Source organism: Candidatus Anstonellales archaeon (genome assembly GCA_038869735.1).
GTDB lineage: Archaea > Micrarchaeota > Micrarchaeia > Anstonellales > CG1-02-47-40 > JAWCQO01.
The window spans coordinates 33,460-59,474 of record JAWCQO010000006.1 but is presented as its reverse complement, the minus strand read 5'-3'; the positions used below and the strand labels follow the sequence as shown (position 1 = coordinate 59,474).

Below are 26,015 nucleotides of genomic sequence, written 5' to 3'. Positions count from 1 at the left end.
GGTGTGGCCTAAATATTGATACCGAGGGTGAGCTTTAACTGAGGGTGATTTATCTTCTCAAGCCACAGCGTAGTTAAGCTAAAAGTGACTTTATTATTTCCAAGTTCAACAGATAATTGTTTGGTTGAGTTTTGGTTTATCCCTCCCCAAAAAGTTATATCGGTGTTTCCAAATACCTCCCTTAAAATAAAGCCAACTTTGCCTAGATAGATGGGTGTCATCCCTTCTCCAAATAAAACATAGGTATCTGCGGTTATTAAAGTTGAATTGCTCTTGTTAAGAGGAATAATAGGTATTGAGATATCCGCCTCTGCAGAAAACTTTTGTTCTTTATCGAAGGAAAGAGAGCTGAAGAGAGTTGGCGTTCGGAGCCCCCTTATTGAATTGTTTAAAAAATCGTAGGCAAAAAAACACTTTGTCTTGAAGCTGGAAAATGCAGGGGATGGGACAGGATGAAGAATGCTAAAGCCCAGTAGAGCGCTTCGTGTAAGAAGAAAGAAACGCTTTCCTACTCCAAGTTCAACTTCAGCATCTATTTTTGAGAACCTAATGTATCCATTTTCAAGTCTCCATTTATAGGTTGGATAATGTAAAGCTCCAAATCGTATGAAATAGTCTTTTCCTACTTCAACATTGGCTGAAAGGTCAAAAGAAAGCCTGTTAAGTCTAGCGTCTTGGTACTCGAGCATTTTTATAAGGTTAAGATTAAAGGATTCTGATCTAAGAAGATTCAAAATATCTAAGTAGTCCCCTCTTTTCACATTATCCTTGAACTTGTCCCATAATTCATTATACGAGTTGTCCTCACGAACACCGAATAAATTAGATAATACGTTTAACTCTTCGTTGGTAGGGTTAGATTTAGAACTTATAGGAAAGCAGTCTAGAAGTTCCTTTTCGTATTGAGGCTGGAATTTGCCAGACCTTAACTGGTTCAAAAGAGCCTTTGAAATTATGTCCAATGCTCTTTCTGCATTTTCTCGCGATCCTTCAAATAAATTGAGTACTATAGTATGTAGTTGAGGCCTTGAATTAAGGATATATGTAGGTTGAGGACCAGGAATAGGATGGGGGCGAGTACCAAGATTATTTTTTTCGTTGGTTTTGAAGGTTTGTGAGGAACCTAAAGGAGTCTGGCCAAGAAGTTCTTTTATATTCTGTGAAAGAAGAGACAAATTATAGCTAAGGAACGCATCGATAGACGGGAATTCGATGTAGGGGCTATCGTTGATTACTTGAAGAGCATATTCGAGTTCTTGTTTGCCTTTATTTTTGAGTAAGGCGCTTGGATCACTGTTATATAGTGAAACTATGGAGTTGAGGATATCCTTACCATTACGTTCTGATTTGGCTAAAGAAAAGGCTTCTTTAAGAACGTTATCTAAAGGAGGGAGAGTTAACAGGATGGATTTTGCTTTCTCTCTTTCGTTGGATTGTATTAAGCTAGCCACTTCTTTTAGTCTGTCCTTGATATTTTCCGTTGGAACTTCTTTTTGTGCCTGAATTCGAATCACCTTTCAGGAAAGAAATATAAAACTTTGACAATATGGCCTCCGGGAGCGGCTTTTATTTTAAATCCTTGCTCAATTTTTCCGTTTTTTTCTGTGCACCATCCAACAAAGCCATTTTCATTAATCTTTCTTGCAACGAGCTCATTAATAATCTGTTCTTTTAATTGGTTATCGGTTATTGTGGGAACTTCTGACTTTTGATCGTATGTCCCTATTTGCTCACCTGTACTTGGTCCTCTAAACATTGAAGCTGGCTTGTATTTATAGATAAGGCCATCTCTGTATATTGCAACTGGTTTCCCCTCTTTGGTGAAGAGATAGGTATTATTTTCTCTGTCTTTTCCGATTACAACAAAATTGCATTTTGTACCCTCGGGCACAAATACGATTTTTCCGTCTTCTCTTTGGGTGGCTGCTCCACTTGTTTGTGATAGATAGTCGATTGTTAATTCGGGGGGTATAGGCCCATCAGGAACTTTAACTTTAAATTTTATAGTCCTGCCCTCATACACCCTAGGCGGTATCTTTGTTGTAAAGATTGGTAGATACATAAATTTTTCTTTTGTTTCAGACTTGGCTTCTTGGGGTTTGCCTACTTCTTGAGGCTCGCCTTTAGTAGGTTCTGCTTTGCTTTCAGCAATCAACAGCCTATGAGGGGCTATTCTAAGTGAGATGTATGTGGGGTCATTGGAAACGTTTTTTAATAGAGAGGTCAGGATGGCAATCTCAGTCTGATTTAGACCACTTTTAATTAATTCACCTTTTTTTGATTCTATGAAAGCGGAAGAGCTATATCCGCCGCGTAGCAGTGGAGATAGGATTTCGCAGATTCTGTCTGCTTTCTCTCCAAATGAGTTTCTTATCTTGTCAAGAGAGGTAAGGTATTGTTTGTCAGAGCCAAGTGACGCTCCAGCAGAAAGATATGAGAGAAGGAGATGAGGCGGGATATGTCGATTTTCAGATAAGCCTGTCTTGATGTCTTCATCGCTGACGTTTAATTTTTTTGCAACGCTTTTCACTGCTTCGTCAAGCTCCATTGCGGACAAGCGTGAATATTGATTCATAATTTTTTGAACGATCTCTTTTGTGCGAAAATCGTTGATTCGGTAGTGATTCGCAACAAGAAACTCTGAACCAGTATATGGGTTGTGGACTTTTACCCATACATGCCTTATTTTCTTTGCTTGCTCCTCGCTTGCAAAAGTACCGAGCTTTTTGCCTTTTGAATTGAAGTAGTCGCCACTTGTTTTATAGACATCGAAATAGGTGGAGCCAAAGTCTGCTGGCTTTCCATTCCTAACGCGTGCGTTTGCGCGTGCCAGCTCGGCACATGCTGAGTGGGGTAGACCGCGCATCATGTACTCAAGAAATAAGATAAGGTTATTGCCTTTTTCTAGTACGTTCTTGTAAGTATTATAGATAGACTCTGACTCGTCTTTTGCTTTTGTGAAGTTGTTTGTTTTTTCGTCATAGCTCATGTTTTTTATAAAAGTTAGGTAAAAGTAATAATAATCCCCACTTCTTTGCATGTACGCTTTGATGTTGTGGGGCTTTCCATAATTATCAAATTGGGCCTCTCGGAGAATGTTTTCGTCAGGCTCTGAAAATGACCATGGCAAGCTCTGGGGAACATACAAGCTGCTCTCCTGCACGAAAGGGTAGTTGGCAGGTATCTGTAAGGAAGGAGAGAAGGAAGAGTAGCCGGTCTCTGGTGTTAGCTGCTGCTTTTCGCTTCCTTGGTTGGGGGTTTTAGAGGATAGAGGGGGAGGTTGTTCTTGTGATGAAGGCGTGGACGCACGTGAATCTTCTGTGGTTTGCTCTGGTTTTGAGAGTGAGGAGTATGCTTCCTTGAATTCTGCAGGAAGGATGTTATTTATGAAATCGTTCACTTTTGTGTTTATGTCCTTGGAATTGTCGGTAGCCATATTAGCCATGAACTGGATAAATGCGGATTCGAGCTTATTTTTTATGGCCTGTTTTTGGTCTTCGTGAAGAGCGGCAAAAAGTGTTTTTTGGTCCTCCGGAATAAGTGAGAGAAGCTCAAGCTTGGATGGGACAGCGGTTGAGGGCGTAGAGGGTTTGACCAACAGCGATGATATTGATAAAAGCTCATCTTTGTAAAAGCTTAGCATGTCTTTTGAATCACCAAAAGCTGCTGCATAGTCGCAGATGACATTTCTCTTTCTATTATCAATTCCTGCGTTATTCAGATATTCGCGAAGTGTCCCAGTTTGACCGGACTCCATCCACTGGATTATGTTTGAAATTGTCATTGCTTCGATTGACAGGTAGTAGGAATCTTTCAGGTGGGTGGTTAGGGTTTGGGCGTTGAGATTGTTGATTGATGGCAGAGACAAATAGAGAGCAAAGAGCTTTGCTCCTCTCTTATATTGGGGGAGGAGTTTAGAGTCCTTGTCAACAAATTGGCTGTAATCATAAAATGAATACGCTGGAGAGTCTGATTCGAGAAAGCGTAACAAAGTATTTATATATAGATCCTTTTTGGCAGATATAGAAAGAGAGGAGGCTTTTTTCTCTTCTTTCTGGTTCTGAGAAGAAAGATAGTTTTGCATAGTATATCAAGTATAGATTTGTTTTTAAATAATTAATGGATTTTTTGCTTATTTGTGTTTCCTGAGTATCTCCAATCCTGGAAGACTTTTTCCTGATAGGTATTCAACAAGAGCCTTTCCTGCAAGGGAGATATAAGAAAATTTTTTCTTGTCAATTTCAAACTTTTCTATTGCTGAAAGAGTGTGTCCGCCACCTACTATGGAAAACGAATTAGTAGAGGCTATTGCCTCAAGAACCGCACGAGTGCCCTTTGCAAATTCATTATTTTCATAAACTCCGAGGGGGCCGTTTATTATTATTGTCTTTGAGCGCTTTATTAGGCTGGAGAATTCAGATTGTGTATCGGTTCCTATATCGTAGATGTCATGCGGAATTGGCAGGCTGGATGTGGGGCATTCGTGCCGTTGGCCGTTTTTGTCGTAAGCAACATCCAAGGGGAGCTTTATGTGTTTTTGATATTTTTCTAATAAGCCTCGTATTAGCGGGATATGCTTGGTATGATTTTTTTCCTCCATATATCGCTTCGTTTTACCAAGATTTACGCCTGAAGCAAGAAGGATTAACAAGCCAAGCACTCCTCCGCAAAGAAAATAATCGGCCTTTTTTTGTGAAAGCCAATGCTCAAGGATTGGTATTGAATCCTCTGGCTTTGCTCCTCCAAGTATGAAAGTGCATGGGCGCAATGGATTTTTGAGATGAGAGAGAGCGGCTAGTTCCTTTTCCATGACCCGCCCTGCAAAAGTCGGCTTTGAAATGAAACCGATGACTGAAGCTTGAGCCCGGTGAGAGACTGAAAATCCATCAAGCACAAAAGCATCGCAAAATGGAAGTAGGTTTTTTACAAGTGATGATTTGGAGTATTCCTGCGGAGTTCTGAATGCTGTTTCATCATCCAAAAAACGCACGTTTTCAAGTAGAAGTATCTCTCCATTTTTTAGGTTGCTTATTGCTTTTTTGGCCATATGCCCACAGACATCCGGAACAAATATGACGCGTTTGCCTGTTTCTTCTTCCAAGAATTTCGCATGTTGGTTAAGAGACACGCAGTCTGGTTCTCCTTTTCTTCCTTGGTGTGCAAGAACGATAACCTTTGCGCCCTTTTCTGAAAGCTCAAGAATGGTAGTTTTTGCATGCTCTATCACTCGAGGTGATTTTTCAACTCTACCTGTTTTTTCGTCGATAGGGCAGTTTAAATCTGGACGAACAAAGACTCTCTTTCCCCTAAAATCGTAATTGTCCAGTAAATTCATAAAGAGAGTAAGGAGAGCAAAGAAATAAAACGTTTTCAGAGTATTTAGATAGGGTGAATTGATGAAAGGGCAGATTTCAGCTGAAATGCTTATTATATTGGTTATTTTGATAGGGGTTGCGCTTATTGTTGCAAGCCAACTTATAAAAACAGCAACACAGGCTGGCAAGGAGATAGAGAAGAAAACAGGCCAGATATTTGAAATCTCTAAGAGCTGCGAAACAGATCTTGATTGTGATGCAGGAGAGAGCTGTATAAACAATGTTTGCTCTGGGATATCCGGATGAAGAAGAAAGGCCAGCTATCTGCAGAGTTTCTTCTTCTTTTTCTTATTTTTCTTTTTATGCTATCTGTCTCACTTTACTCTCTCTCACGTCTCCAACTATACGCCGGTGAGGAGATAAAAAAGGCTTCAATGAAAAGATTAGTTGAACGGATAGCTTACAAAATCAAGGAAGTTTGTATTCTTGGAGAAGGAAATGTCCGGGTTTTGAGAGAGGAAGGGATTTCTGATTTTGAGCTAATAAAAGATAGGGATATCCTCAAATTAAAATCCGGGACAAGCGAAGCTGAAATGAAAGCTGAGTGTGGGTTTGAAATTTTGGATAGAATATATAAAGGTGGTTCAGTCCTTGTTGAAATGCGTGATGGGATGGTAAGAATCAGAGAGCCGAAATAAAAAAGGTTTATATAGCTCCTTCGGATAAAGATTAGAACATGGCAATATTTTTAGAGATAGTTACTTCTCCAAATTGCCCTCACTCACCAAAGGCTGTAAAGCTTGCCCAAGAAATCCTCAAAAAAACAAAGGGCATTGGGTTTAGGGAGGTAAACATGATTACTGAGTGGGGGATGCAGAGGGCTCAGGCGTTTGGAGTAACTGCAACTCCTACAATCATATTAAATGGAAGAGTTATATTTGTTGGGATTCCTGAAAAGAAGGCCCTTGAACGGGTACTTAAAGACGAAATAAGAAAGGAGAGGGAAAAGCAAAGCTACTTTTTCTAATTAGGTTTTTTGTTTTTCTAATTTATATGTTGGACGTGTTCGGAAGGATAAATGTAAGCAGGCAAAGAAACAAAAAATATCCATTGTTTGGATTGTTATAAGCAATCAAACGAGCATTAGTTCGGAGCCGGAGATTTACGTAGGAAAAACAAGTACAAATAAAACCGTAAAGGAAGAAGAAAGGGAAGGGTTGCGTGGATTTTGAACACAAGTAAAGGCCGTAAAGGGATTGGGTAAAAAAAAGCAAGAATGAGATAAGAGTTGCCGTGGATTTTGAGTCACAAGTAAAGGAGCTTATACTACATCATTTATGTTCGTTGGCTAAGTGGGAGAAGACGATTTGCTTGAGCATGTTTATCTCTGCAGAGCAAAACTACCCTGCTTGGCGCGTGCTCATCAGTATAGAAATAGCCAGTTTTTGCTGATAACTTGTTTGCAAAATCCCTTATCTCTTCAATTGAAAGCATATCTGATAGAGACAGGCCTCTTTTTTCCCTTCCTTTTCCTACATGCATATAGCTCTTTACTTCGACAAACATTGGCTTTGCAAGCTTAATCTGCGATGCATAATCTTCAACACAGCAATAGTTGAGGCTTCTCACTAAAGTCATCCTCAAGACTGTCCGAGTCCCTTTTTGTATTCTTTTCTGGCCCATAAGCTTAAGTGACGAAAGGTAATTTTGCCAAAGAGAAGCTGAAACTGGAACGCAGGTTTTAAGGTAATTCTCCTTGTTGGGGGCGACCATTGAGATGTAGAGTTGGGTTGGAAGGGGGGATAGGCGAGAAAGCGCAGTTGGGTTCGTGCCGTTTGTTACAAGGAAAGTTGTAAGACCTTTTTGGTGAAAGATGCGTATCAGCTCTCCAAGATAAGGATACATCGTCGGTTCTCCTGTAAGTGATATTGCAACGTGAAGTGGCGTCATTGCCTCGTTGAATTTCTTTATGCTTGTCTTTGGATTTCCCTTATAGCCGGAGGCTATTCTTTCTTGCTCTCTTAATATGCCCTCTGCTACTTTTTCCGGCGAATCCCACTTAAAGCTGTTTGAGGGCATGTCTTCAAATTGCAATTTTGATTCAGGGATGATTCTCCAACAGAACTTGCATGCGTGATTGCAAAAGAGCAGAACAGGGGTGCATTGAACGCAACGATGCGATTGGATGCCGTAAAACCTTGCTTTATAGCATCCTCCATTGCCTATGAGGGCCTCGCGGAACCATTTGCATCTCTTATTTGCTGAGTGGTTTCCTACTACATGGTAGCCTTGAGAGCACAACTCATCAAATACTGGACGAGGAATTGCAGGTGGACATGGCTGTCGTTGGGAATGAGGCCTTTGATTTAAAGAACTTGCCGAAGCAGTACATAAGGAACATTGCATGGGTAATAATTATTTAGATTTAGTTTAAATTAGCTTTTGTTGATATTGTTTGTTGCATTGGTTGTGTCGCCTATGAGCATATTTGCCCAAATGAGGATTGTGTAGAAAGGGAGGAATATGGCCATATACATAGAGATAAACAGAAAAACGAAAGAAATAGTATGCCTAGAACCTCAGAGTGTCTCATCTTTAGTCAATGGGCATTATGGAGTAATAAAAAAGGGAGTGGTTCATCTTTATCCTGAGGAAGCACTTTATTTAATTGACATTAGGAATGCAAAGTGTTACGATAAGAATGGAAATGTTATGCTCTTTAACGATGTAGCTTCGCTTTTTCCTTCAAAAAAGCAGATGGCAAAATATTTTACATATAAGGATTGGAGGGATAGAGGACTTATTGCGCGGCCTATATGTGAACTTGACTGGAAAAAAAACTATGGGAGAAATCCTGTTAAGAAGTATCCAAAAGGAAAATTTGAAATGGACAAATATTCGCTTCAGGGGCGTTTCTTTGAAGGCGACTTGACCTGCATCATTGACGATGAACATGCTGCCCGAGAAATTTATGAGCGATATTGGATGGGGCAGTTTGCTTCGTATAAAGCGGAGCAGAGAGGGAAGATAGGCAAGTTAGACATATATGAGACATTATTCATGGTGAGAAACGGAAATCTGTGCATTTATGGAATGGATGAGAAGAAGCTTGTTAGGTCAGCTAAAAGACTTAGAACGGATTTCTCATCCCTTTATGAGGTCTATGAAGACTGGAGGATGCGCGGTTTTATACTAAAAACTGGCTTCAAATTTGGAACGCATTTTAGGCTTTATTTTCCAGGAGCCTCACCAGTGAAGCCTGCTGGGGAGTGGGTGCACTCAAGGCACGTCATTCACGTATTCCCGAGAAAGAGTCGTATGATAATATCAGAATGGGCACGTGCAATTAGGGTTGCTCATTCTGTAAAGAAAACATTTATACTTGCAATTCCGGGAAAAAGAGTGAGAGGCGAGGAAAAGATTGACGTTGGTCTGAATTATATCTTGTACCATAGGCACAAGGGAGGGATAGAGACGCCAAAGGATGGAAAGCCGCGTTATTTGATGATGTCTCTTTCAGAGGAGGAGGAGATAGGTGGAGCTGAGCTTGCTATTGCAATTGAAAGATGCAAGGAAGCAGGGTTAGAACTTCTTCTTGGGATAGCTGACAGGGAAAGCTCAGTGACTTACTACTTAATTAAGAGAATTGAACTGCCTGGAAGCAAATACGAATATTATGAGATAGAATGGGTGCAGCCTTAGAGGGAGGTTAACCTCCGGTGGCTCTATAATCTGGCACTCACTAAAAAGGCAGGGAAAGATTAAGTCTAATCTCCCATGTTGATCCACCATAGCCCTGTAGGAGTCTGGCGGTAAGCCCCCACTCACCCCTAGAGAAGACACCCAATCCAGGGAAGACACCGCCTGCGCCTAATTCGAAACCCCAAGCTTTGCCTCCGTCTCTGTTGATGTTGAGATCGTAAACATAGGGTACGTATATGTTTGAAGAACCTCTTATGCCGTCTGGAGGACGTTCTATGTCTGAAGAAAACGCGGTTAAGCGTATGTGATTGTAGAAGTCCCATATCCGTTGAAGTGAGAGGACCCAACTGTTCAATCGTTCATAATCTTGGTTAGATACGATTAAGGAAAAGTTATTTTGGACATTTCCATAGGTAATAATACCGCTAATTTTTTTATTGTTGCCAACAGATGGAGTAGGGTTAAAGAACTCAACTCCGAACTTCCACTTATCTTTACCATATGCAACTGCTATTGAAAATGGACTAAAAAGAGTAGGACGGTCGGGATAGATTGCGGCAATAGTCCAAGGCCCTTCTTGGTATTTCGCTCCGAAAGCGTCACGTTTAGTTGCAGATTGGTTAGTTGTGTGGATTTTTGCATCGTTGAGGTATAGAAGTTGGATTTGGCGATTATCTGGAAGGGGGATAGAAAGTGTAGCCATCCACTGGTTTTGATGTGGGTTATAATTAAATATACCTGAAATGCCTCCTTCTCCTGTTGAGAATTTGATATAAGTGTTGGTTTTGTTGTTTGGATCCGATAGTACTGAAGCCAAAGTAGTCTCCGCATAAAGTTTAACAAGGTCAGCCACCTGAATTAGAATTGTTTCAACATCTTCTCCTTTGTTTTCTTTAATGGTAGACATAAGACGGATATATAGGTTATGAAGAGACTTTAATATATCGGAGGACTCAATTGATGTATGGGCATTGGGAAGACTAACACCTACACCCACCAGCTTAGACTCTCCAATGTTCAAATTAATCTCTAGTTGACGTGCATTTGGATCGCCCGCCCCCTTCTTAGTGACATTGTCCATTGCTGCCTTAACATAAGCTAGAAGATTTAGAGAGCCATAATCTACTCCTCCACTAGTTTCCAATATGTAAGTGCCGTAAACAGGGTTGAAGGAGTATAAAGCAGCAGCTGACCAGGCAACTGACTTGTCTAGATGTGAGAATCGACCCCCTACCATTGGTTTATTAGCGCCACTATTATTAGTGACACCAAACAAAGCAGTAAATTCATTATTCTTGGTTGTGGATCCAAAGTTAGCAAACGTTTGGCTACCTTTTTGAGACTGAGTGGAGTCAATAGGGTTATAATAAACGCCTGGCGTAGGTTCCTCTTTGATGTGAAATAAACCAACAGATGTGACAACTAAGTTGGTAGATCTAACGAAAGAAATACTCATATTTCCTTCTGTTGAGCGGAATAAGGAGGCTCCAGTATCGTTGCTGAGTGCTACTCCGATCATGAATCCCCATCGTTCTGCTTCTACAGTTGTTTTGTTAACATTACTAGTTTGGTTAACCTTACTATTTTGGCGTTCTACAGCGAATTGGACTGGTGTATCCTCTCCAAGAAGAGCCTGTCTAAGAGAAAAAAAGTAGTGTCGGAATTCAGACAGATCTTCATTAAGTTTATTTATATCTTCATCAAGTTCATTTATATTTGCTCTATACCAGGTGCGGGAGCCATAGTCATAAATATAAAGACTGCCAATGATCTCTTCTTTTTCTGATGTTGATGTGGAGTGTTGCGGCATCTCAAAAAAAAACAACATGTCTGTACCTTCTCTAAGAGCCAAGTTGAGATTAGCAAGGAGGTTTTCGTCTGTTACTTGAGAAAGGTCAATCTTCTTATCTTTTACATATTGAAGGAAAAGTTGATTAGCTGATAAAGTGGCGTTGAGGGCCACATTCGCGGCTTTTGATTCTTTCCCCCCCCGATATTCTTGGGATTCAACAGTTCCACTAGCTCTGATTTGATGTTCTAATCCATGAACATCAATGGAACCACTACCTCTGGAGAATTCATTCGTAGGAAATTTACTATGAGATGCGAACGTATGCGCGCTTATTTCGTTAAAACTTAAAACGATTTTGGGTTTATAATACTCCGCAACAAGACGGCGTATATGATCTATCGCTGAAATCAATTGAATTGCGTCAAATTTAGGTTTTTGATATATGGATGATGGGTAATATGGCTTAATTGGATAAAACCCTGGAATAAACGACGTAATGAACATATCAAGGTTGGCGGACGACTCCTGCAGATTGAATGGATTCAGGTTTGGAGAAAAGAATCTAAGAATATTATAAGTATCACTCTGGAAGTTCCCGCCCACACTTGGAAAACCGAGAATAGTTTGTTGTGAATGCGTCCTGATACGGCCTCTATCAGTAAAACTACCCGCAGAACTCACTGCCTGATCGAGTGTATCGTGTTGATAAAAATTAGTAGAGAGCACTTTATCTAAAAAGTTTCCTAGGGCGATGTATCTATTTTCCAACGGAAGGTTACTATATAAGTGGGAGTAGTAGAACAACAGACTGTTTAGTACGTTTCCTCTATTTTGCTGATCAAGATGAAGCATGGAGTCAAACAGAGTTGAATAATTTTTTGAAAGAAGAAGAGCTTGAGAGTAGGGTGGTAGGGAACCACCTGTTGAATATGTCGTCAGAAGGTTCGTAAGTATATTTAAATTTTCGATATGCGGCTTAAAATCTGTTGTCTTATATTTATATATTAAAGCGGCAGTGGATATTGTATCAAATAAGTTTATCTGGGAGGGTCCTACTTGTTGTGTATTTGGTGGATGAAGAGGGATCGTGCCGTACAAAATTGATTTTATATTGTCCTCATCTGCCTTACTGCGTAGTGGGTCTGTTGAGTAATAATCTTTATTTTTTTGTAGGTGGTCCATTATAGAGATGTATTTATCAATTACTTTGGAACTGGAGAGTTTGCTTTTAGACACTTTCATCACATCAACAAGAAAATGGTCTAGCGTTTCGCCTTTATCTCCGTAGTGAAGTTTTAGTATGAGCTCAAATGCACTCTTATTTATCTTATTAGACTTGAGATCTTGATCAAGATCATCAATAGTGAGTTTAGTGAGTTCCCCCTGACCGAGGAAGATATATGACTTTAACTTCTGGTCAAGTGTATGGAAGTAGCCAAGAGCGTTCAAAAGCTGTTCTTTATATAGTGAAATGGAAGGTGAAACGTAAGGAAGGATGGTGGAATTTATGTTATATTTTTGTATTTGTTTATTGAGATGTTCATAAAAATAGTCTTTTTCATTTTCTTTGAGGCCAGCTAGAATAGGACCCAACTCGTTGGTAAGGTCTTCCCACTTATTCACAAAATCAAATGGATTGGAATGTTCTTTGGAGTAGAGGAGTATTTTAGCTAGGAAATAGTCTGCCTTCGGTTGTATCTCTGTCACATTATCTTGTTTTTCTTCTTTTTCTATACGCATTTGCATTAAAGCTCACACGACTGTTTTAGAATTATGAGTATAAATAAATTTCGTTTGGGCGCGAGGGAGTGTCGGCTCTGGCAGTTAGGCAGAGGGGATTTGTGCTGAAGCCTTTGGTTTGTTATTCTTGAAGCTGGGGCAGGCTTGTTAGTTGGTTTATTTGTTGCTTCTCTGCTTTCTTTTTAAAGGCAGTGCGCCACAGGCAAGCACAGCGGTTGGCTTTCAGCAAACTGGAAAAATTTGGCTGATTTTTTTTAAGATAGAATTTCAATTTTAATAGCAAACTCTGGTCTAACGTTCTTTTATAGCTTCCAGAGACTTTGGAGACCGTAAATTAGAATGTCTTGACGTCCAAGTCTATTGGAACTTAGTGTTATGGTTCTTGGTTGAAAACCCTTCTACTGCTGGATGATTGTTGTATCAGGCATTCGTTAGTGACTTTCTTTTTATTGGGTAGTAGACTGCTCCTTTTTAGACTCCGTATCCTTATTATATTTATCTTCATATATTCTGAGGAGCAGCTCGCCGGCATGGATATTCTTGTCTTTTTTTGTATTGTCAATATATTTCACAAGCTGATTATACGATTGATACATTATAAGTGTGGTAAGTTGTTCCATGGTGTCTTTCTTAAATAGTCCTCCTCCCTTCACCCTGCCTTCTAGAGGTCTTAAAGCATTAGTTACATTTTCTTCTGTGAGATAGGTGGGTTTCATTTTATCGGTGGAGCTGTGACCTCCGTTCAGTAGATAGTCAGCTATCTTACATATACTATCATACCACATTCTGTCTGAGGATCGTAGATCTTCTTTAATGAATTTGATAAATTTGGAGATATCAAGAAGAGGGGGTCGCGTTTTGGTGCGCGCTTTCACCGCTTCTAGAGCACTTAGCACGGCATTAAAAAGGTTGGTCAATTGATTATCGATATATTCCGGCTTTAGATCCGTACCATCTAGCTTCATACCATTTATTGACGCGTCTAGTATTTCAGAGATATTTTTATTAGATAGAGATTCAAAAAAAGATACAAGAGAATCCTTTTGATCAGATGGAATAGAATTTATGATCTCGTTTGCTAGTTCTTCATTTATGCCAGGAATCCAGTTCATAATAACATCTCTAAGTTTTTGTTCCGGAGTTTGTTGTTCTGGTTTCGGAGATTGTTGTGTCTTTTCTCCTGCTCCTTCTCGTGTCTCTTCTCCTGCTCCTTCTCGTGTCTCTTCTCCTGCTCCTTCTCGTGTCTCTTCTCCTGCTCCTTCTTGTGTCTCTTCTGGACGCTGTAGTTTGTACTCACCTCGCACCCTAGTAAGAAGTTTTGCCCACCTGCTCTTTCCTCTATTGCTTATGGATGATTTCTTTCCATCTATGTATATCTGAGGCTCAAAAAATTTTTCGTTAAAAACACCATCCTCGTCGAACAACACGTTAAGTGCATTAAGGGCATTAATCTCTACGTCGTCAGTCTTCTGAAAGCCGCTAAACGCAATGTTTGAAAGATCTTTGCCATTTCGGTTTCCTAAAATTGCAAAGACGCATGAGAGCTCTGCAAGAAGTAGTGTGCTATTGGGGCCAAGCTCATTTGCGTTCTTTTGGGCAAATCCGTTTTGGACCATGTACTTAAAGGCATGAGATACCCCCTCTAAAATTACATTTTTTTGATAATCTGCTATGCTATCATAATTTTTTTGATATAACCACTGGGAGATTTGGTTAAGAGTATTTTCTTGAAGGTCTCCGAGAAGATTAGCTGATTCTTTATTTACGTGACTAAATGTTTTTTGATCTAAACGGAGGGCTGATGACGCCTTCGAAATTAAATTTGCGCTTTTGTGAAGTTGTTTTACGGCGCTCATGATTGAGTCGGCATCTGCTACATTGTTATCCTGTAAGAATTTACATATGGTCCCCAAATCGTTTTTGTACTCTAATGCTTGTATAATGTCTTTAAGACGAAAGCGCCCTGAAAGCCCTCCCTCCTCCTCAGGTTTTCCTTTCATGTAGTTTAGTGTGAGTGTGATGGTTCGTCGAAGCCACTGATTATCACCTTCGCTTATTGAATGGCCCTCTAGTAGTTTCAGAGCAGCCTCGTACCTACTGATAATATCCTGCTTCGTTAACGGTTTATTCGCCATTACCATATTTTCCCTCCGTATAACCCAAAAGTGGGTCCTTTGTCGTCTGATTAATAAAAATGTGATGTTTATGCATTGCGGGGTTTATGCAAGTTAAAAGTTTAAAATGTTTTTGTAGGCGAACGTTATAAGGGGACTGGAATTCCTGCCATTTTTAATCTTATCAAACAAGCAAAGGCAGCTGAACCTGCAGGCGATGTGAGCAAAGAAATGGCTTTTAGAGCCGAAACGGCTCCAAGTCTTTCAAGCATTTTAACGGCAAGAAGTGATACTGGCTCCTTTCCTTTCATTGCGACAGCAAGAAGCCCTTCTACAGATTTTAGGCGGAAAAGCGCTTCTACTGCAACAGTTGCAATGGATTGGTTTGCAGAAAGAGCAACTTCGACAATTTCATTAGTCGCCTTTATGCTCTCAAGTTTAGCAATTGCTTCTAATGAGGCTTCATAAACAGCAGAAATGGCAAGGTTTTTGAGAAGCTGGGCGTTTCCTATTCTTGAAATTGCGCGAACTGCCATAACCGCTACTGGGCCGCTTCCATTCTGAGCTAATGATACCAGGCCACTTATATCTTTTTTGGATTCAAAGAGGTGAACCGTATCAGCACTCATCTGTTCCAAATCATCTATTCGCTCAATCTTGTTATCGGGTGATTTGAGTGAAGTTCTTATACGGGCTGATGCCCGCTTTAGACGAGAGAGAAGCAAAAGAAAATCAAATGAATTTGGAGGAGATTTTTGAGAAATGGCTTTTGCATAATCAAAGATGTGCAAAAGCAAAGGAGAATGCTTATGGTCAATAGAAACTGCGATCTGTAGGTTCTCTAATATTTCTCCAAGCCCAACCTTAATTTTCTCTTCATTTTTCTCCTGTTTCAATTCTTCAGCTTTCTTGCAGAGTTTATCTAAAAGGAGGAGTAAGGAGTCGCTTTCCGTATATATTGTTTCCATGACTCTTAGTTTGCGCAACTGCAAGCTTAAAAAAGCACGGTAAAGGGTTATGATTTAGTTTTTGATTTGAAAAGAAAGATTTGGGCTTTCGTCAAGGAGGGATTGGTGGTCGTTATCGCTGGATATTTGCAAGGGGTAAAGGTTATGGTCTACGTACGAATTCCGGGGAAGTAGAGGTATAGACAATTTGTATCGCTGGATATTTGCAACAGGCCAAGGAACGAGTTGGTCCGTCTCTGTGTTATTCGTAATTTTTACATGAGATACATGAGAATTAGTGGAAAAGAATATAGTGGAAAAAAGTAACGCCCAATAATCGAAGACGCAATCGGATTTTCTTCTAATCTTATCACAAACCAGAAAAGAACGCGGAAGCAGAGGGGCTTGACAATCAACATAAACGCTTTCAGGCTTTCAAGCTTTTATTAAATATTACGCATGGCTGGAGAACATCAACAAAGCTTAACAATCAACATAAACGCTTTCAGGCTTTCAAGCTTTGTTGAGTGTCTTGCAAATGGCATCAACTACGCGAGAAGAGTAGCCCCATTCGTTGTCATACCAGGCATAGGTGCTGCAGGTTCTTTCTATACATTTAGTAAGCTTTGAATCGAATATTGAGGAATGTGGATTTTTTATTATATCAGAAGAAACGAGCTCGTCTTCTGAATATTGAAGAATGCCTTTCAGTTTTCCTTCTGAAGCCTTTTTCATTGCTGAATTTACCTCTTCTGCACCAGCTTCTTTTGTAAGGGTGCAGACAAGTGAATTCATGGAACCGGTAGGAGTAGGAACTCTCAGGGCAATGCCATCAAGCTTTCCTTTAAGGGAAGGGAGGACATCCCCTATAGCTTTAGCTGCTCCTGTAGATGTTGGGACGATTGAGAGGGCTGCAGCTCTGCCTCTCCTAAGATCTTTTTTGTGATAGTCGTCTGTTAGTGTTTGGTCTCCAGTATATGCGTGAACGGCAGTCATGAAGCCGGAAGTGATGCCAAAGTTGTCCTCAAGCACTTTTGCAACCGGAGCAAGACAGTTTGTTGTGCAGCTTGCAAGAGAGATTATTGAATGAGTTGAGGGGTCATAAACATCATCATTTACTCCCGGGGCTATTGTCACGTCTGGATTTTTTGCTGGTGCCGTAATTAGAACTTTCTTTGCACCGGCTGTAAGGTGGAGAGAAGCCCCTGCTCTATCAGTGAAGGAGCCTGTAGCTTCAATCACGCAATCAATGCCAAGCGATTTCCAAGGTAAGTTTTTTGGATCTCTGTCAGCTACAAGTCGTATTTCGAATCCATTTATGATTAGTGTGTTTTCTGAATAGCTGACTTCTCCTTCAAATTGGCCGTAGATTGAGTCGTGAGTAAAGTAATATGAAATTTCTTTTGGCGAATGCGTGCAGTTTATTGCAATACAGTCAAAGGCTTTTCCGAGAACGCCTGACTCGGCAGCTGAGCGCAAGACACAACGCCCTATTCTTCCAAAACCGTTTATTGCGACTCTCACGTTATCACCTGGTATCTCCAATCTAATTGAGTTAATTGGAAGCGACCAAACGTAAATTTAGCAATTTAGTCTTATCCATATTATTCTTTTATCCATATCTCGTTATTCCTCCTCTTTGGGCTAAGCAAGAACAAATTCAAACATCTATAATCTCCGAATTCCTTTGCCAAACAAACGCCTCTTATCCCCCCTCTCATCTGATGTACGAGAGTCCTTGCAATTCCTCCCCAAGGGAAGTCTTCATTTGCCTCTGCGCTTCTCCTTCCATCTTTTTCATGAATTCTTCGCTTTCTCTTGCACGAGCATCGAGTTTTGAAAGGTTTATGTGCAAGCCGGTTATTTTAGACAAAGATTCAAGGACAGCCTTTGCCGCCCTTGCATCGGCAAATCCGCCGTGGGTTTCTCCCATTATACATATACCGTACATGCCACGTATTTTGCCCATTCCAAGTAAAAGGCCGGCCACGCCTATTATTGATCCGTGTGCTTCACCAAATATAAGGCCATACTTCTTGAACTCTTGGACAAGCTTTTTGTGCGTAGTTGCAGCAAAGACGCGGGGCTTTTCTGGTGCTTTTCCTGTGCCATACCCTCCCAGAGTGAAAATCTCTTTGCCACCGAGCTTTGCGTAATAATCTAAGATTTTACCACATATTTCGTATTGGGCTTCGCTTGTAATTGCCTGCACGTCTCCTGTAAGGATAATCATATCTCGATCCTTTCCCTTTATGAGATAGAACTTGTTTTTTAGCATTCGGCAAACGCCATTTTTCTGCATAATAACCTGATGAGGGAAGTGCGGAGAATAAAGCTCTGCAATTTTTTCTCCTTTAAGTTCCCGCACGAGATAATCTGCCGCTATCTTTCCAACGAGCCCTATTCCTGGAAACCCTGCAATCAGCAAGGGATTTTTGAGTTTTATTCTCGTTGACCTTTTCCTTTGGATTACTTTTGATTCGAACATATTAAACACCAAATTTTTCTTTTCTCCTGTATCTTGCCCATCTGTCAGTTATCTTAAACGGTGGGGGATGGCCATATCTTGTTTGCAGGCCGCAGTGAACATCGCTTAAAGTATATGTGTGGCATACATTGCATTTTCGAAGCTTTTTCATGTTGTTTTTCTACCTTCTTCTTTCTGACAAGAAAGTAGTACATCGTGGCCCTTAATAGCTTTTTCTATCTGCAAGATGAGTTCGTCAAGGGACTTTTCTGCATGCTTAAAGTCTGGTGCCTTTACTTTTAGTTGATACCTGGGTGAGCCAAGGAAGTGTATGCTAAATTCTGTGTGAGGAGAAACGGTGAGAGATGAGAAGGTTTTTTTGATTAGCTCCACTCCGTTAGGTTCATATGAAACAAGAGATATTGTTGCCCTTGTTTCTGCTTTTTGCTTCTTTATGCTTTTTTGGGAAACTTCAAAAATCGCATTTGCAATTGTTTTTTCTATCCCTGCCTCGATAAGAGGTTCCGGTCCATCAAGTGCTGTCTCAAACGCTAAAAGGAGGTCGCCTTCGTAGAGTGACGAGAGTGCCATTAGGGTTTGCTTTTTTTGTGGATCCGTAAGATTTAGCTTGTTTTGGACCATCTCAAAGAGTTTCTCAGCTCGCTTATTTCTTCTTACTGCTTCAAGCTTTCTTTTTTTCTCAGCCTCTGTAACGCGCTTTAAGGATAAGTCTATTTGGTTCTTCTCTGGGATTACTCTCCAGACACGCGCAACTACTTTCTGGCCTTCATGAAGGAATTCGTGTATATTCTTTATCCAACGGGGAGCTACCTCGGATATGTGAACAAATGCTTCCTTGCCAGGGTATTCATCGAGTAGACAAAACGCTCCATAAGGCATTATCTTCTTTATTGTTGCAACTACAAGTTCATCCTGTTTTGGTTCTAACATAGATAAGCTCACTCAAAAGTTTTAGTTACCGCCACCCCTTCTTTTATAGCGATTCTTGCGCCTGTGGGCATTGCAAGTTCTGTTTTACAGATAATGCATTTGACGATGGTGGTAGCGCTTCCAAAGATTGTCTGCTCATTTCCACAGGGACATTTTATTCTGATAAACTTGCTCATAGGTTCTCTACCTCTTTATCTCCAATCTCTTCTTTGTTCGTGTTCCAACAACTCGCTCGTGCTTCTTTTTGCACTCTGAACAGGTAAGAACTATCTTCTGTCTCTTTCCTTGCTTTTTAACTGTCTTTTCACCTGCTCTCTTGCCGCCACGTCCTTTCAATTTTCGTTCGTGCTTACGGGTTCCAAACGAGAGAGCGCGTACTCGTCCTTTGGATGCAAGAGATGCTGAATGTAAGGTATGGCGTTTGCACGCGGGACAATATGTCCTAAGTTCCTTTGGAAATTTCAAAGGCATCGCCTCTTTGGTGTTCTGATTACTCTATCTCATTTGCCATCTTAGAGGAAATGAGAAATAACGCTTCGCCTTCTGGAAGTAGTTGGATGTCTCCCTTCTTAAATGGTCCATATGATTTTAGCTCGCTTCCTTTATAGGCAGGTATATCTTTTACAAATTGGACCTTTTTATATTTTGTCTGGCTAGGTGTCGGTTGTTTTTCTTGAGTTGAGAAAACGACCCCTTCTATCTCCTCGGTTTCTTCTTTTATTGCTTCTCGGATTTTATCGTATAGCTGATGCTCTTCTTCAGTCATACCTGTTGCATCGTGCTCCGTAGAAGTGAGTGCCCGAAAGAGTATTTTTTTCTGGCGCATTGTAATTATCTCTTTTATAGTTTTGTAGATGTTTTCGTACTCTCTAATCTCTGAGATTGTAGAAGTAGTAGTTAGAAGAGACTTCTTTTCAGAGATGAATTTTGATAGCTTAGAGTAAAAGTCCTTTGGTAGGGGGGTTATGTTTGTACTTTCTCTCTCGCTTCGCTGTAAATCCCTAAGGGCAGGATAAGTAATCTCCATTTATCAAAAGCACCTCTCTATAATGGATATTGTAAGAAAAAGTTTTAAATACAGCAATAGCCTATGCGATTTGTGTTTTTATTTATGCGCCTGTTAGGAGTGTCTATGCTTTTGTATCTATTGTGATATCTATATTGGGTTTGAAAGAATTGCAGCCCTTTTTAATATGAGATAGATTGCCAACGATTCGGGAACTGTCTGCTCAGAATTTGGCTCAAATGGCCCAAATGTAGAGTTGAGGAAAGAAAGCTCCCTGACAGGCTCAATTACCCTTATTTTTATTGGCTGGCTAGAAAATGCAACGGCGTCTCTGGTAGGCTCAAACGATTTTAGGTCGGATATTCTCTTTGCTATAAGGCCGCTTGAGCCATTTATTGAATCTGGCATTCTTAGGAGCTTGCTTGTATCTATGGATACACCAGAATCCACGTTCACTGAAAGCTGGCTAATTATTTTTTGAAAAAGTCGTTGAAATTTTTTTTCTTTGTTTGGGATGCCAACTTTATTCCAGTTGCCTTCTTGCACTCCTGATATGAAATGCTCCAAATTTGCTTTATCGCGGAGTTTTCGAGATATGGAAGTTGCAATTGCTGGGTTTTGCGAAAGAAGAATTGCGCTCTTTGCAACCTTGCCAAAATAACCGCCTTGATTTGGAGTGGGTCCAAGTAGTTTTGAACCATCACTTGAAAAGAAGTCATTAAAAGTTATCCCGTTTGCAAGCAAGTAGTCCACTATCTCCCTTCTTTCTTCACGTGTAAGTGGCATAACGTCTTCATTTGATATTCTCACATGATACCCGCGATTTCCTGAGAAGTTTAGTGAGATTTCACTTTTTGAAAAACCAAAGTCTGGAATAAGAAACTCATCTATCAGCCTCTGCGTTTGTTCTTTGATATAATCAAAGCATTGCTGACAGGTAAATTTTCCACAATCTAGAGATTTTTTTTCTTTGTCCCATTCGCTGTGCTTTGCGTCGAGGTCAAAGACAAGGTCTGCTCCAAGCCAATTCTTTTTTGTCATTGGTCGTGCGTCTGGGAATTCATAGATGGCTGCTGAGTAAGACACAAAAAGTGGTCTATCATTGAGAAGGCGCGCAACAAGCTCTGAATTAGTTTTGAACCATAGGTGCCTATATGCTATCTTTTCTTCCCATGTACCAAAGCCGAATTCTCTTTTTTCAATGAATGGAATTGCTGGTGGATGGGAATAATAGTAATGGTATATCTTATCTTGCACAAACTTCTGTGTATCCTTTTCTTCTAAGTGGTTCATACCTAACTACCAGACACGGCTATTTTTTCTTTTCACTTTCTGCTGCCTGGCCCTTTTGGAGCTCCATTCCCTTCCTGTATCTTAGAGGATTAAGGCATCCGCAAGTTGCGTTGCAAAGGCCATAAGTATCCATTGTAGCACACGAAGGCATGGAGTACTTCTTCTCTTTTATATGCGTTACCTGGTATTTTGTCGTTTCTTCTGAATAATCTGGAGCGGTTCTAAAGGCATTAATAACGTTCTCTGGGCTCATTCCTGAGTTTAAGAGATAGACGGCAAGTACCCATCGTGCGGTATGGGGAAGATTCTCGCTTAAAGCAAGCCTGTCAAGAAGCTCACGTATGCAGGGGGGAATATTTTCAGAACCTATGGTTGTCTTTGGGGGCTTGGGGTGGGATAACTCTTGAGAGAGCCGTTGTGCAATTCGCTTGACTTCAGGTGGAGTCGGCGAGACAACTGGAAGAGAAGATTCTATTGATTTTCTTATTGCCTCTTCAGTAATGCGAATAAGCTTGTTTTTTTCGTCATGTTCGAAGATGACAAAGCCGCCTTTTATTTTCATTTTTGATAATTTATAATGAGTGTCTTTTGGAGAATACTTAAGATATGCAAAAAGTGGCATGAGTGTGTTGTCCTGTGAGTAGCTACAGAAAATTTTGAGCTCGTCCATTATTTTTTTGAGATTTTCCTCGGGGTCTTTTCTAAGATACTCGCTTGAACGTTTTGATTCGGCAATTGCATACCTGCTTATAAAGTATCTTGACTTCATCCCTGAAATTATCATCCGTGCTGCAGCATAGGAAAATATCTCAATGGGATAAGTGGAGGGAAGAACTTCTGAAAATGGTGGTATTTTACCTTCCTGTATGGCTGAAACCACTCGTTTCTCTGCTCGTCTTAATATGTCTGTGTCAAGAGATACTCCGGCCCCTTTTACGTATTCTTTTGCTTCCCGTGTAAATGGGTATTTTGCACAGAAGAGAAGATTTGGCATAATAAGCTTTTTTTGTTCATAAATAAATATTGTTGTGGGGGAAAAGTCCGCTATTTTATGTTTTTGGGTTCCTTGCAAAGGGGTTTTGAAAGAAGGGAGGAGTGTTTAGCGTTTTTTCGACTTTCTGCAAGATTCTTTGTTGGAAAAAGTGGGTTGTATTTTGAGAAAAGCAAAATTATAGCCAACATCAAAGGAAAGAACTGAAAGAAAGTAAAGGAAGTTAGTAGAATAAATTGAAAGTAAAAAAGCAGATAAAGGAAGGAACGGGCGATAGTTTAGAAGTTGTTGGGTATATTCTTTGAATTTAGCAATCTTTTCATCAAGAAATGAGGCAAAGAGGAAGATAGAAAAGTGTAAAAGAGAAAACTGCGGAAGCTGGAAAATAGGCAGAAGAAAAAGAGGGGGGAGAATGCCTACTAGATGTAATCTATGGTCGACTTTTCCTGCAAGCAATACTCCAATAATGCCTGCAAGAAAAAGACTTGATGCGCCTGTAAAAAAAATCAGGTAAGAAAGGCCGAGAGAGTAGAGAAATGGAAGCAAGTATGCCAACAAGCCTATTTCTTTTTTTCTTCGTTTGTCGGCAAGCTCATCAGTTTTTTTTACAAAAAGGCCTGTGAGAAATGAGATGAAAATTTCTCTAATCACTTATAACCACTCCTCAGCCAGAAGAGGAAATAAGATTGTTGCGTCTCCATAAACTGTTGCAAAATTTGCTTTTTGTCTTATTTTTCCCCAGCTTACAGCTTCTTCAGCTCTGGCGCCTGAAAGTGAGCCGTCGTATTGGGAGGAGGTAGAGATATAAACAGCGTAATCTAATCCGCCTCGAAGGATGTTTGAAGCTATTAGATAGTGTTTTGCTATTCCTCCTCCAAGCACTATGCCTCCTGCCCTTCTAGAATTTAGGACCAGATTTGCAAGGTCTGACATATCTTCAGTTACATCTATCCCAAAGTCTGGGTGGCTCTGCTTCCAAAAGTAGCATTGTAAGCCGATTGCAGAGTCTGTTATTCCTGGACAGAATACTGGAATGTTGTTTTTTGCTGCCCAGTATATTATTGATGAAGAGTTGCACTGCGAAGAAAGGCGGGAAATCAATAATGAAGGCGAAACTTTTCCATTAAGCCGGGAGAAGACTTTTCTGCATACTTGTTCTATCCAGAGGTAGGCTTTGTTAGGGACTAATATGTTTCCAAGTCGGTTTATTCCTTTTTTGTGAAGGTACACGTCGTCAGCATCAAATGAATCTATGCTGTATCGCACCTTGCATCTTGCTATTGCTCCTCCCGCAGTAATAAGGGCAGATACGAATCTCTTTTTTACAAGCTCTTTGATGATTTTCCGCAAGCCAGAAGCAATTAGATTTGATGTAAAAGATAGGAAAAGAGTGGCGTTTTCCCTTTTCATTCTTCTTATTATCTGAGATGCTCTGTAAAGCTCTGTTGCCTGGAAGCCTGAGTCTTTTAGTTTAGAGATATTCATAAGATTGAAATTAGTATGTAACTGCTTTAAAATCCACAATATCACTTGAGAGCCCGCAGTATGGACACACGAACAGTTGACTCGTTTATTTCTATTGAGTTGAGGCGATTGGCTGCGTCCTTTTCTCCTATTAGCTCAAGCCAAGGTGAAAAATGTCTTCCTTTGGCATGGAATAATAGACAGGGAAGTGGAGCAATTTTTACAAGTTCAGCAAATTGGATTATGTTTTTTGCCTTCCCAATTGCTGTTCCATCAGGAAGGCGGAAGATAAACTCCTTGCCTGGAGGGCAGTCAATTATTTTTTTTACCATTAAGTCACCTCTTCTCCATTATCAATCTCTCTCGATTAGAAAATAGAACGATAAATTGCTTAAAAAGTTTTCCTAGTGAAGTTTAATCTGTGAGAGTATCCGTTATAATCCCAACTTATAATGAAGAGAAAAGGATAGAGCGATGCTTAAAGGCAATAATAGACCAAACGTATAAAGGAGAAGTTGAAATAGTAATTGCTGATGCTGAAAGTGGCGATAGAACTTGCGAAATTGCAAGAAGATATACTGACAAGGTGTTTGTGTTTAAGAAGTCGACTATATCTGCAGGAAGGAGAGACGGCGCTTCAAAAGCAACTGGCGACTTGCTGGTTTCGACTGATGCGGATAGTGTCCCTGACAAGAATTGGTTAAGTGAGATAGTTAGAGTATTTGATGACCAGAGCGTGTGTTGCGCTCACGGCAATGTTTATCTCCTAGATGCAAATTGGTTTGATGATTTTGTTGTTAGGACAATAATGCCACTTTATTACTGGTTTTTTAATTTTTTGGGTCATCCAACAGGACCTGGTTCTAACATTGCAATAAGGAAGGGTACCTACGAAATGATTGGGGGGTATAATCCAAACCTTGTTACTGGCGAGGACCTGGATCTGCAGCGGAGAGCAAAAAAGGTTGGGAAGGTTGTGTTTGCAAAGAAAGCCATAGTTTACACTTCTTCGCGAAGACTTAGGGCTTGGGGCTACTTGAAATTTTTTCTCTTTCATTTTGGGAATCTTATTGGAAGCATCATATTTAAGAAGCCTGCAGAGAGATACGAGCCTATAAGATAAAGAAGATAAAGACACAGAGAAATTAAAGGTACGGAAAGTTGAGGGAAGTTAAAATTAGCTATTTTAGATTTAATGTTTTTGGAAGCTCATTTGCAACGTCCAAAGCGGAGTAGTTTAGCCCGTACTTCCGTGCTAGCATCTCTCCTGCTTTTTTGTTTGCGCATGAAGCTGCCAGAAGAGCATATAGAGTTTTATTTTTGCAGAGGAGTGCACAAAGAAGCCCAGCAAGGGTGTCGCCGGTTCCGCCTTTTGTCATGCCTGCATTTCCACCTTTTATTATATACAACTTTCCGTCTGAAGTTGCAATTGTGTCTTTTTTTCCTTTCAAGAGGATGTTGCAGTTATATTGTTTTGCACAGAAGGATACAGACTGTTTTGTGGGTTTTTCACCGAAAAGGAATTCAAATTCCCGAACATTGGGGGTTAATGTTGCCTTGTTGTGTAGATACTTCTTTTCAACAATCCTTAACGCTGTTGCGTCAAGAATACAGCTTTTTTTTGTTGAAAGTACCTGCCTAACGAGGCTTTTTGTTTGCTTTGTCTTATCCATTCCCGGACCTATAAGGATGCAATCGGCTCTTTTGACGTGAGTGCCAAGTTCATTTTTGCTTATGCAAATTACGCATGGTGTTGCCTTTCTTACAAAAAAATAGGGCATTTTGGAGGGGGAGTAAAAGTAGAGAAGGTCCACAAACCTGCTTGCGGCTAAAACAGCCAATACTGCACTTCCGTGATACTTCCTTCCTCCGCCGATAATCAATGCGACCCCGTTCTGGCCTTTGTGTGATGCAGGAGAAGGAGAAAAGAGTTTGTTGCTCAAAAGACCATTATGGCCCAACAGCTTGCGGCATGAAAACGAAGACCAACTTGATTTTGCTATGCCATGTGGCTGATGAAAGGATATTTGGTTGCCCTTGGGGGTGAGTGGTTTTTTTATGCTCATAACGGTCCTCTTCTTCGTGCCTTGCTCCTGTGACTTACTCAACTTATAGCTAGAGTCTTATTAATATGCACTGCATACGTTGTTTTGAGGGTTCTCAGTTAAGCACTAGTATTCGTTCTGCTGTTGGTGCGGATATGGAAAGAAGAAGGTAAATTTTTTATTGCACC

Annotated in this window: 25 protein-coding genes; 5 read left to right on the top strand and 20 right to left on the bottom strand. The window is 40.4% G+C overall.

Going from position 1 to position 26,015, the window contains the following annotated elements; all coding sequences use genetic code 11:
• Positions 1-8 precede the first annotated feature (8 nt).
• The 3 genes from QXF67_03365 to pgk are packed head-to-tail and all read right to left on the bottom strand — an operon-like array spanning position 9 to position 5,335.
• The gene (locus QXF67_03365) at positions 9-1,514 is read right to left on the bottom strand and encodes a hypothetical protein (protein MEM3060543.1); all 1,506 of its coding nucleotides are present in this window, start codon (positions 1,512-1,514) and stop codon (positions 9-11) included.
• Positions 1,511-4,084: a hypothetical protein gene (locus QXF67_03360; protein ID MEM3060542.1), complete on the bottom strand. Its 2,574-nt coding sequence runs from the start codon at positions 4,082-4,084 to the stop codon at positions 1,511-1,513. The genes QXF67_03365 and QXF67_03360 overlap by 4 nt, the downstream gene beginning before the upstream one ends.
• A 48-nt stretch (positions 4,085-4,132) precedes the next feature.
• Positions 4,133-5,335 carry a phosphoglycerate kinase gene (gene pgk / locus QXF67_03355; protein ID MEM3060541.1) on the bottom strand — a complete coding sequence of 401 codons (1,203 nt, stop codon included), beginning with the start codon at positions 5,333-5,335 and terminating at the stop codon, positions 4,133-4,135.
• 61 nt (positions 5,336-5,396) lie between these two features.
• On the opposite strand from pgk, the gene QXF67_03350 reads away from it, so the two are divergent.
• The 3 genes from QXF67_03350 to QXF67_03340 are packed head-to-tail and all read left to right on the top strand — an operon-like array spanning position 5,397 to position 6,342.
• The gene (locus QXF67_03350; GenBank protein MEM3060540.1) at positions 5,397-5,621 is read left to right on the top strand and encodes a hypothetical protein; all 225 of its coding nucleotides are present in this window, start codon (positions 5,397-5,399) and stop codon (positions 5,619-5,621) included.
• Complete coding sequence (locus tag QXF67_03345; GenBank protein MEM3060539.1) at positions 5,618-6,013, top strand: class III signal peptide-containing protein; 396 nt, start codon at positions 5,618-5,620, stop codon at positions 6,011-6,013. The genes QXF67_03350 and QXF67_03345 overlap by 4 nt, the downstream gene beginning before the upstream one ends.
• A gap of 38 nt (positions 6,014-6,051) precedes the next feature.
• Positions 6,052-6,342, top strand: a complete 291-nt coding sequence (locus tag QXF67_03340) for a thioredoxin family protein (protein ID MEM3060538.1) — start codon at positions 6,052-6,054, stop codon at positions 6,340-6,342.
• A gap of 308 nt (positions 6,343-6,650) precedes the next feature.
• On the opposite strand, the gene twy1 is transcribed toward QXF67_03340, so the two are convergent.
• Complete coding sequence (twy1, locus tag QXF67_03335) at positions 6,651-7,721, bottom strand: 4-demethylwyosine synthase TYW1 (GenBank protein ID MEM3060537.1); 1,071 nt, start codon at positions 7,719-7,721, stop codon at positions 6,651-6,653.
• 117 nt (positions 7,722-7,838) lie between these two features.
• Between twy1 and endA the strand changes: the two genes are divergently transcribed.
• The gene (gene endA, locus QXF67_03330) at positions 7,839-9,017 is read left to right on the top strand and encodes a tRNA-intron lyase (protein MEM3060536.1); all 1,179 of its coding nucleotides are present in this window, start codon (positions 7,839-7,841) and stop codon (positions 9,015-9,017) included.
• Positions 9,018-9,057: 40 nt separating this feature from the next.
• Here endA and QXF67_03325 read toward each other — a convergent pair whose 3' ends face one another.
• From QXF67_03325 to QXF67_03255, 15 genes are all read right to left on the bottom strand, one after another.
• Positions 9,058-12,549, bottom strand: coding sequence for a hypothetical protein (locus QXF67_03325; GenBank protein MEM3060535.1), 3,492 nt, complete (start codon positions 12,547-12,549; stop codon positions 9,058-9,060).
• 446 nt (positions 12,550-12,995) lie between these two features.
• The gene (locus QXF67_03320; GenBank protein MEM3060534.1) at positions 12,996-14,690 is read right to left on the bottom strand and encodes a hypothetical protein; all 1,695 of its coding nucleotides are present in this window, start codon (positions 14,688-14,690) and stop codon (positions 12,996-12,998) included.
• Positions 14,691-14,809: 119 nt separating this feature from the next.
• The gene (locus QXF67_03315; GenBank protein MEM3060533.1) at positions 14,810-15,631 is read right to left on the bottom strand and encodes a hypothetical protein; all 822 of its coding nucleotides are present in this window, start codon (positions 15,629-15,631) and stop codon (positions 14,810-14,812) included.
• 492 nt (positions 15,632-16,123) lie between these two features.
• The gene (gene gap / locus QXF67_03310) at positions 16,124-17,134 is read right to left on the bottom strand and encodes a type I glyceraldehyde-3-phosphate dehydrogenase (GenBank protein MEM3060532.1); all 1,011 of its coding nucleotides are present in this window, start codon (positions 17,132-17,134) and stop codon (positions 16,124-16,126) included.
• 193 nt (positions 17,135-17,327) lie between these two features.
• The gene (locus QXF67_03305) at positions 17,328-18,098 is read right to left on the bottom strand and encodes a proteasome assembly chaperone family protein (protein MEM3060531.1); all 771 of its coding nucleotides are present in this window, start codon (positions 18,096-18,098) and stop codon (positions 17,328-17,330) included.
• A 1-nt stretch (position 18,099) separates the two neighbouring features.
• The gene (locus QXF67_03300) at positions 18,100-18,249 is read right to left on the bottom strand and encodes a nucleolar RNA-binding Nop10p family protein (GenBank protein MEM3060530.1); all 150 of its coding nucleotides are present in this window, start codon (positions 18,247-18,249) and stop codon (positions 18,100-18,102) included.
• Positions 18,246-19,028 carry a translation initiation factor IF-2 subunit alpha gene (locus QXF67_03295; GenBank protein ID MEM3060529.1) on the bottom strand — a complete coding sequence of 261 codons (783 nt, stop codon included), beginning with the start codon at positions 19,026-19,028 and terminating at the stop codon, positions 18,246-18,248. Before QXF67_03295 ends, QXF67_03300 begins: the two co-directional genes overlap by 4 nt.
• A gap of 8 nt (positions 19,029-19,036) precedes the next feature.
• Positions 19,037-19,204, bottom strand: a complete 168-nt coding sequence (locus QXF67_03290) for a hypothetical protein (GenBank protein ID MEM3060528.1) — start codon at positions 19,202-19,204, stop codon at positions 19,037-19,039.
• 7 nt (positions 19,205-19,211) lie between these two features.
• Positions 19,212-19,493, bottom strand: a complete 282-nt coding sequence (locus QXF67_03285) for a hypothetical protein (GenBank protein MEM3060527.1) — start codon at positions 19,491-19,493, stop codon at positions 19,212-19,214.
• 25 nt (positions 19,494-19,518) lie between these two features.
• Complete coding sequence (locus QXF67_03280) at positions 19,519-20,055, bottom strand: hypothetical protein (protein MEM3060526.1); 537 nt, start codon at positions 20,053-20,055, stop codon at positions 19,519-19,521.
• 129 nt (positions 20,056-20,184) lie between these two features.
• The gene (priS, locus tag QXF67_03275; GenBank protein MEM3060525.1) at positions 20,185-21,327 is read right to left on the bottom strand and encodes a DNA primase catalytic subunit PriS; all 1,143 of its coding nucleotides are present in this window, start codon (positions 21,325-21,327) and stop codon (positions 20,185-20,187) included.
• 19 nt (positions 21,328-21,346) lie between these two features.
• Positions 21,347-22,321, bottom strand: a complete 975-nt coding sequence (locus QXF67_03270) for a hypothetical protein (protein ID MEM3060524.1) — start codon at positions 22,319-22,321, stop codon at positions 21,347-21,349.
• Between the two features lie 105 nt (positions 22,322-22,426).
• The gene (locus tag QXF67_03265; protein ID MEM3060523.1) at positions 22,427-22,969 is read right to left on the bottom strand and encodes a hypothetical protein; all 543 of its coding nucleotides are present in this window, start codon (positions 22,967-22,969) and stop codon (positions 22,427-22,429) included.
• Positions 22,970-23,803: a deoxyhypusine synthase family protein gene (locus QXF67_03260; GenBank protein MEM3060522.1), complete on the bottom strand. Its 834-nt coding sequence runs from the start codon at positions 23,801-23,803 to the stop codon at positions 22,970-22,972. It abuts the gene before it with no gap.
• Between the two features lie 41 nt (positions 23,804-23,844).
• Positions 23,845-24,114 carry a hypothetical protein gene (locus tag QXF67_03255; GenBank protein ID MEM3060521.1) on the bottom strand — a complete coding sequence of 90 codons (270 nt, stop codon included), beginning with the start codon at positions 24,112-24,114 and terminating at the stop codon, positions 23,845-23,847.
• An 89-nt stretch (positions 24,115-24,203) separates the two neighbouring features.
• Here QXF67_03255 and QXF67_03250 point away from each other — a divergent pair, with 89 nt between their 5' ends.
• Positions 24,204-24,905, top strand: a complete 702-nt coding sequence (locus QXF67_03250) for a glycosyltransferase (GenBank protein MEM3060520.1) — start codon at positions 24,204-24,206, stop codon at positions 24,903-24,905.
• A gap of 58 nt (positions 24,906-24,963) precedes the next feature.
• On the opposite strand, the gene QXF67_03245 is transcribed toward QXF67_03250, so the two are convergent.
• A complete protein-coding gene (locus QXF67_03245; GenBank protein MEM3060519.1) occupies positions 24,964-25,848 on the bottom strand; it encodes an NAD(P)H-hydrate dehydratase in 885 nt (294 codons plus the stop codon).
• Positions 25,849-26,015: the final 167 nt, after the last annotated feature.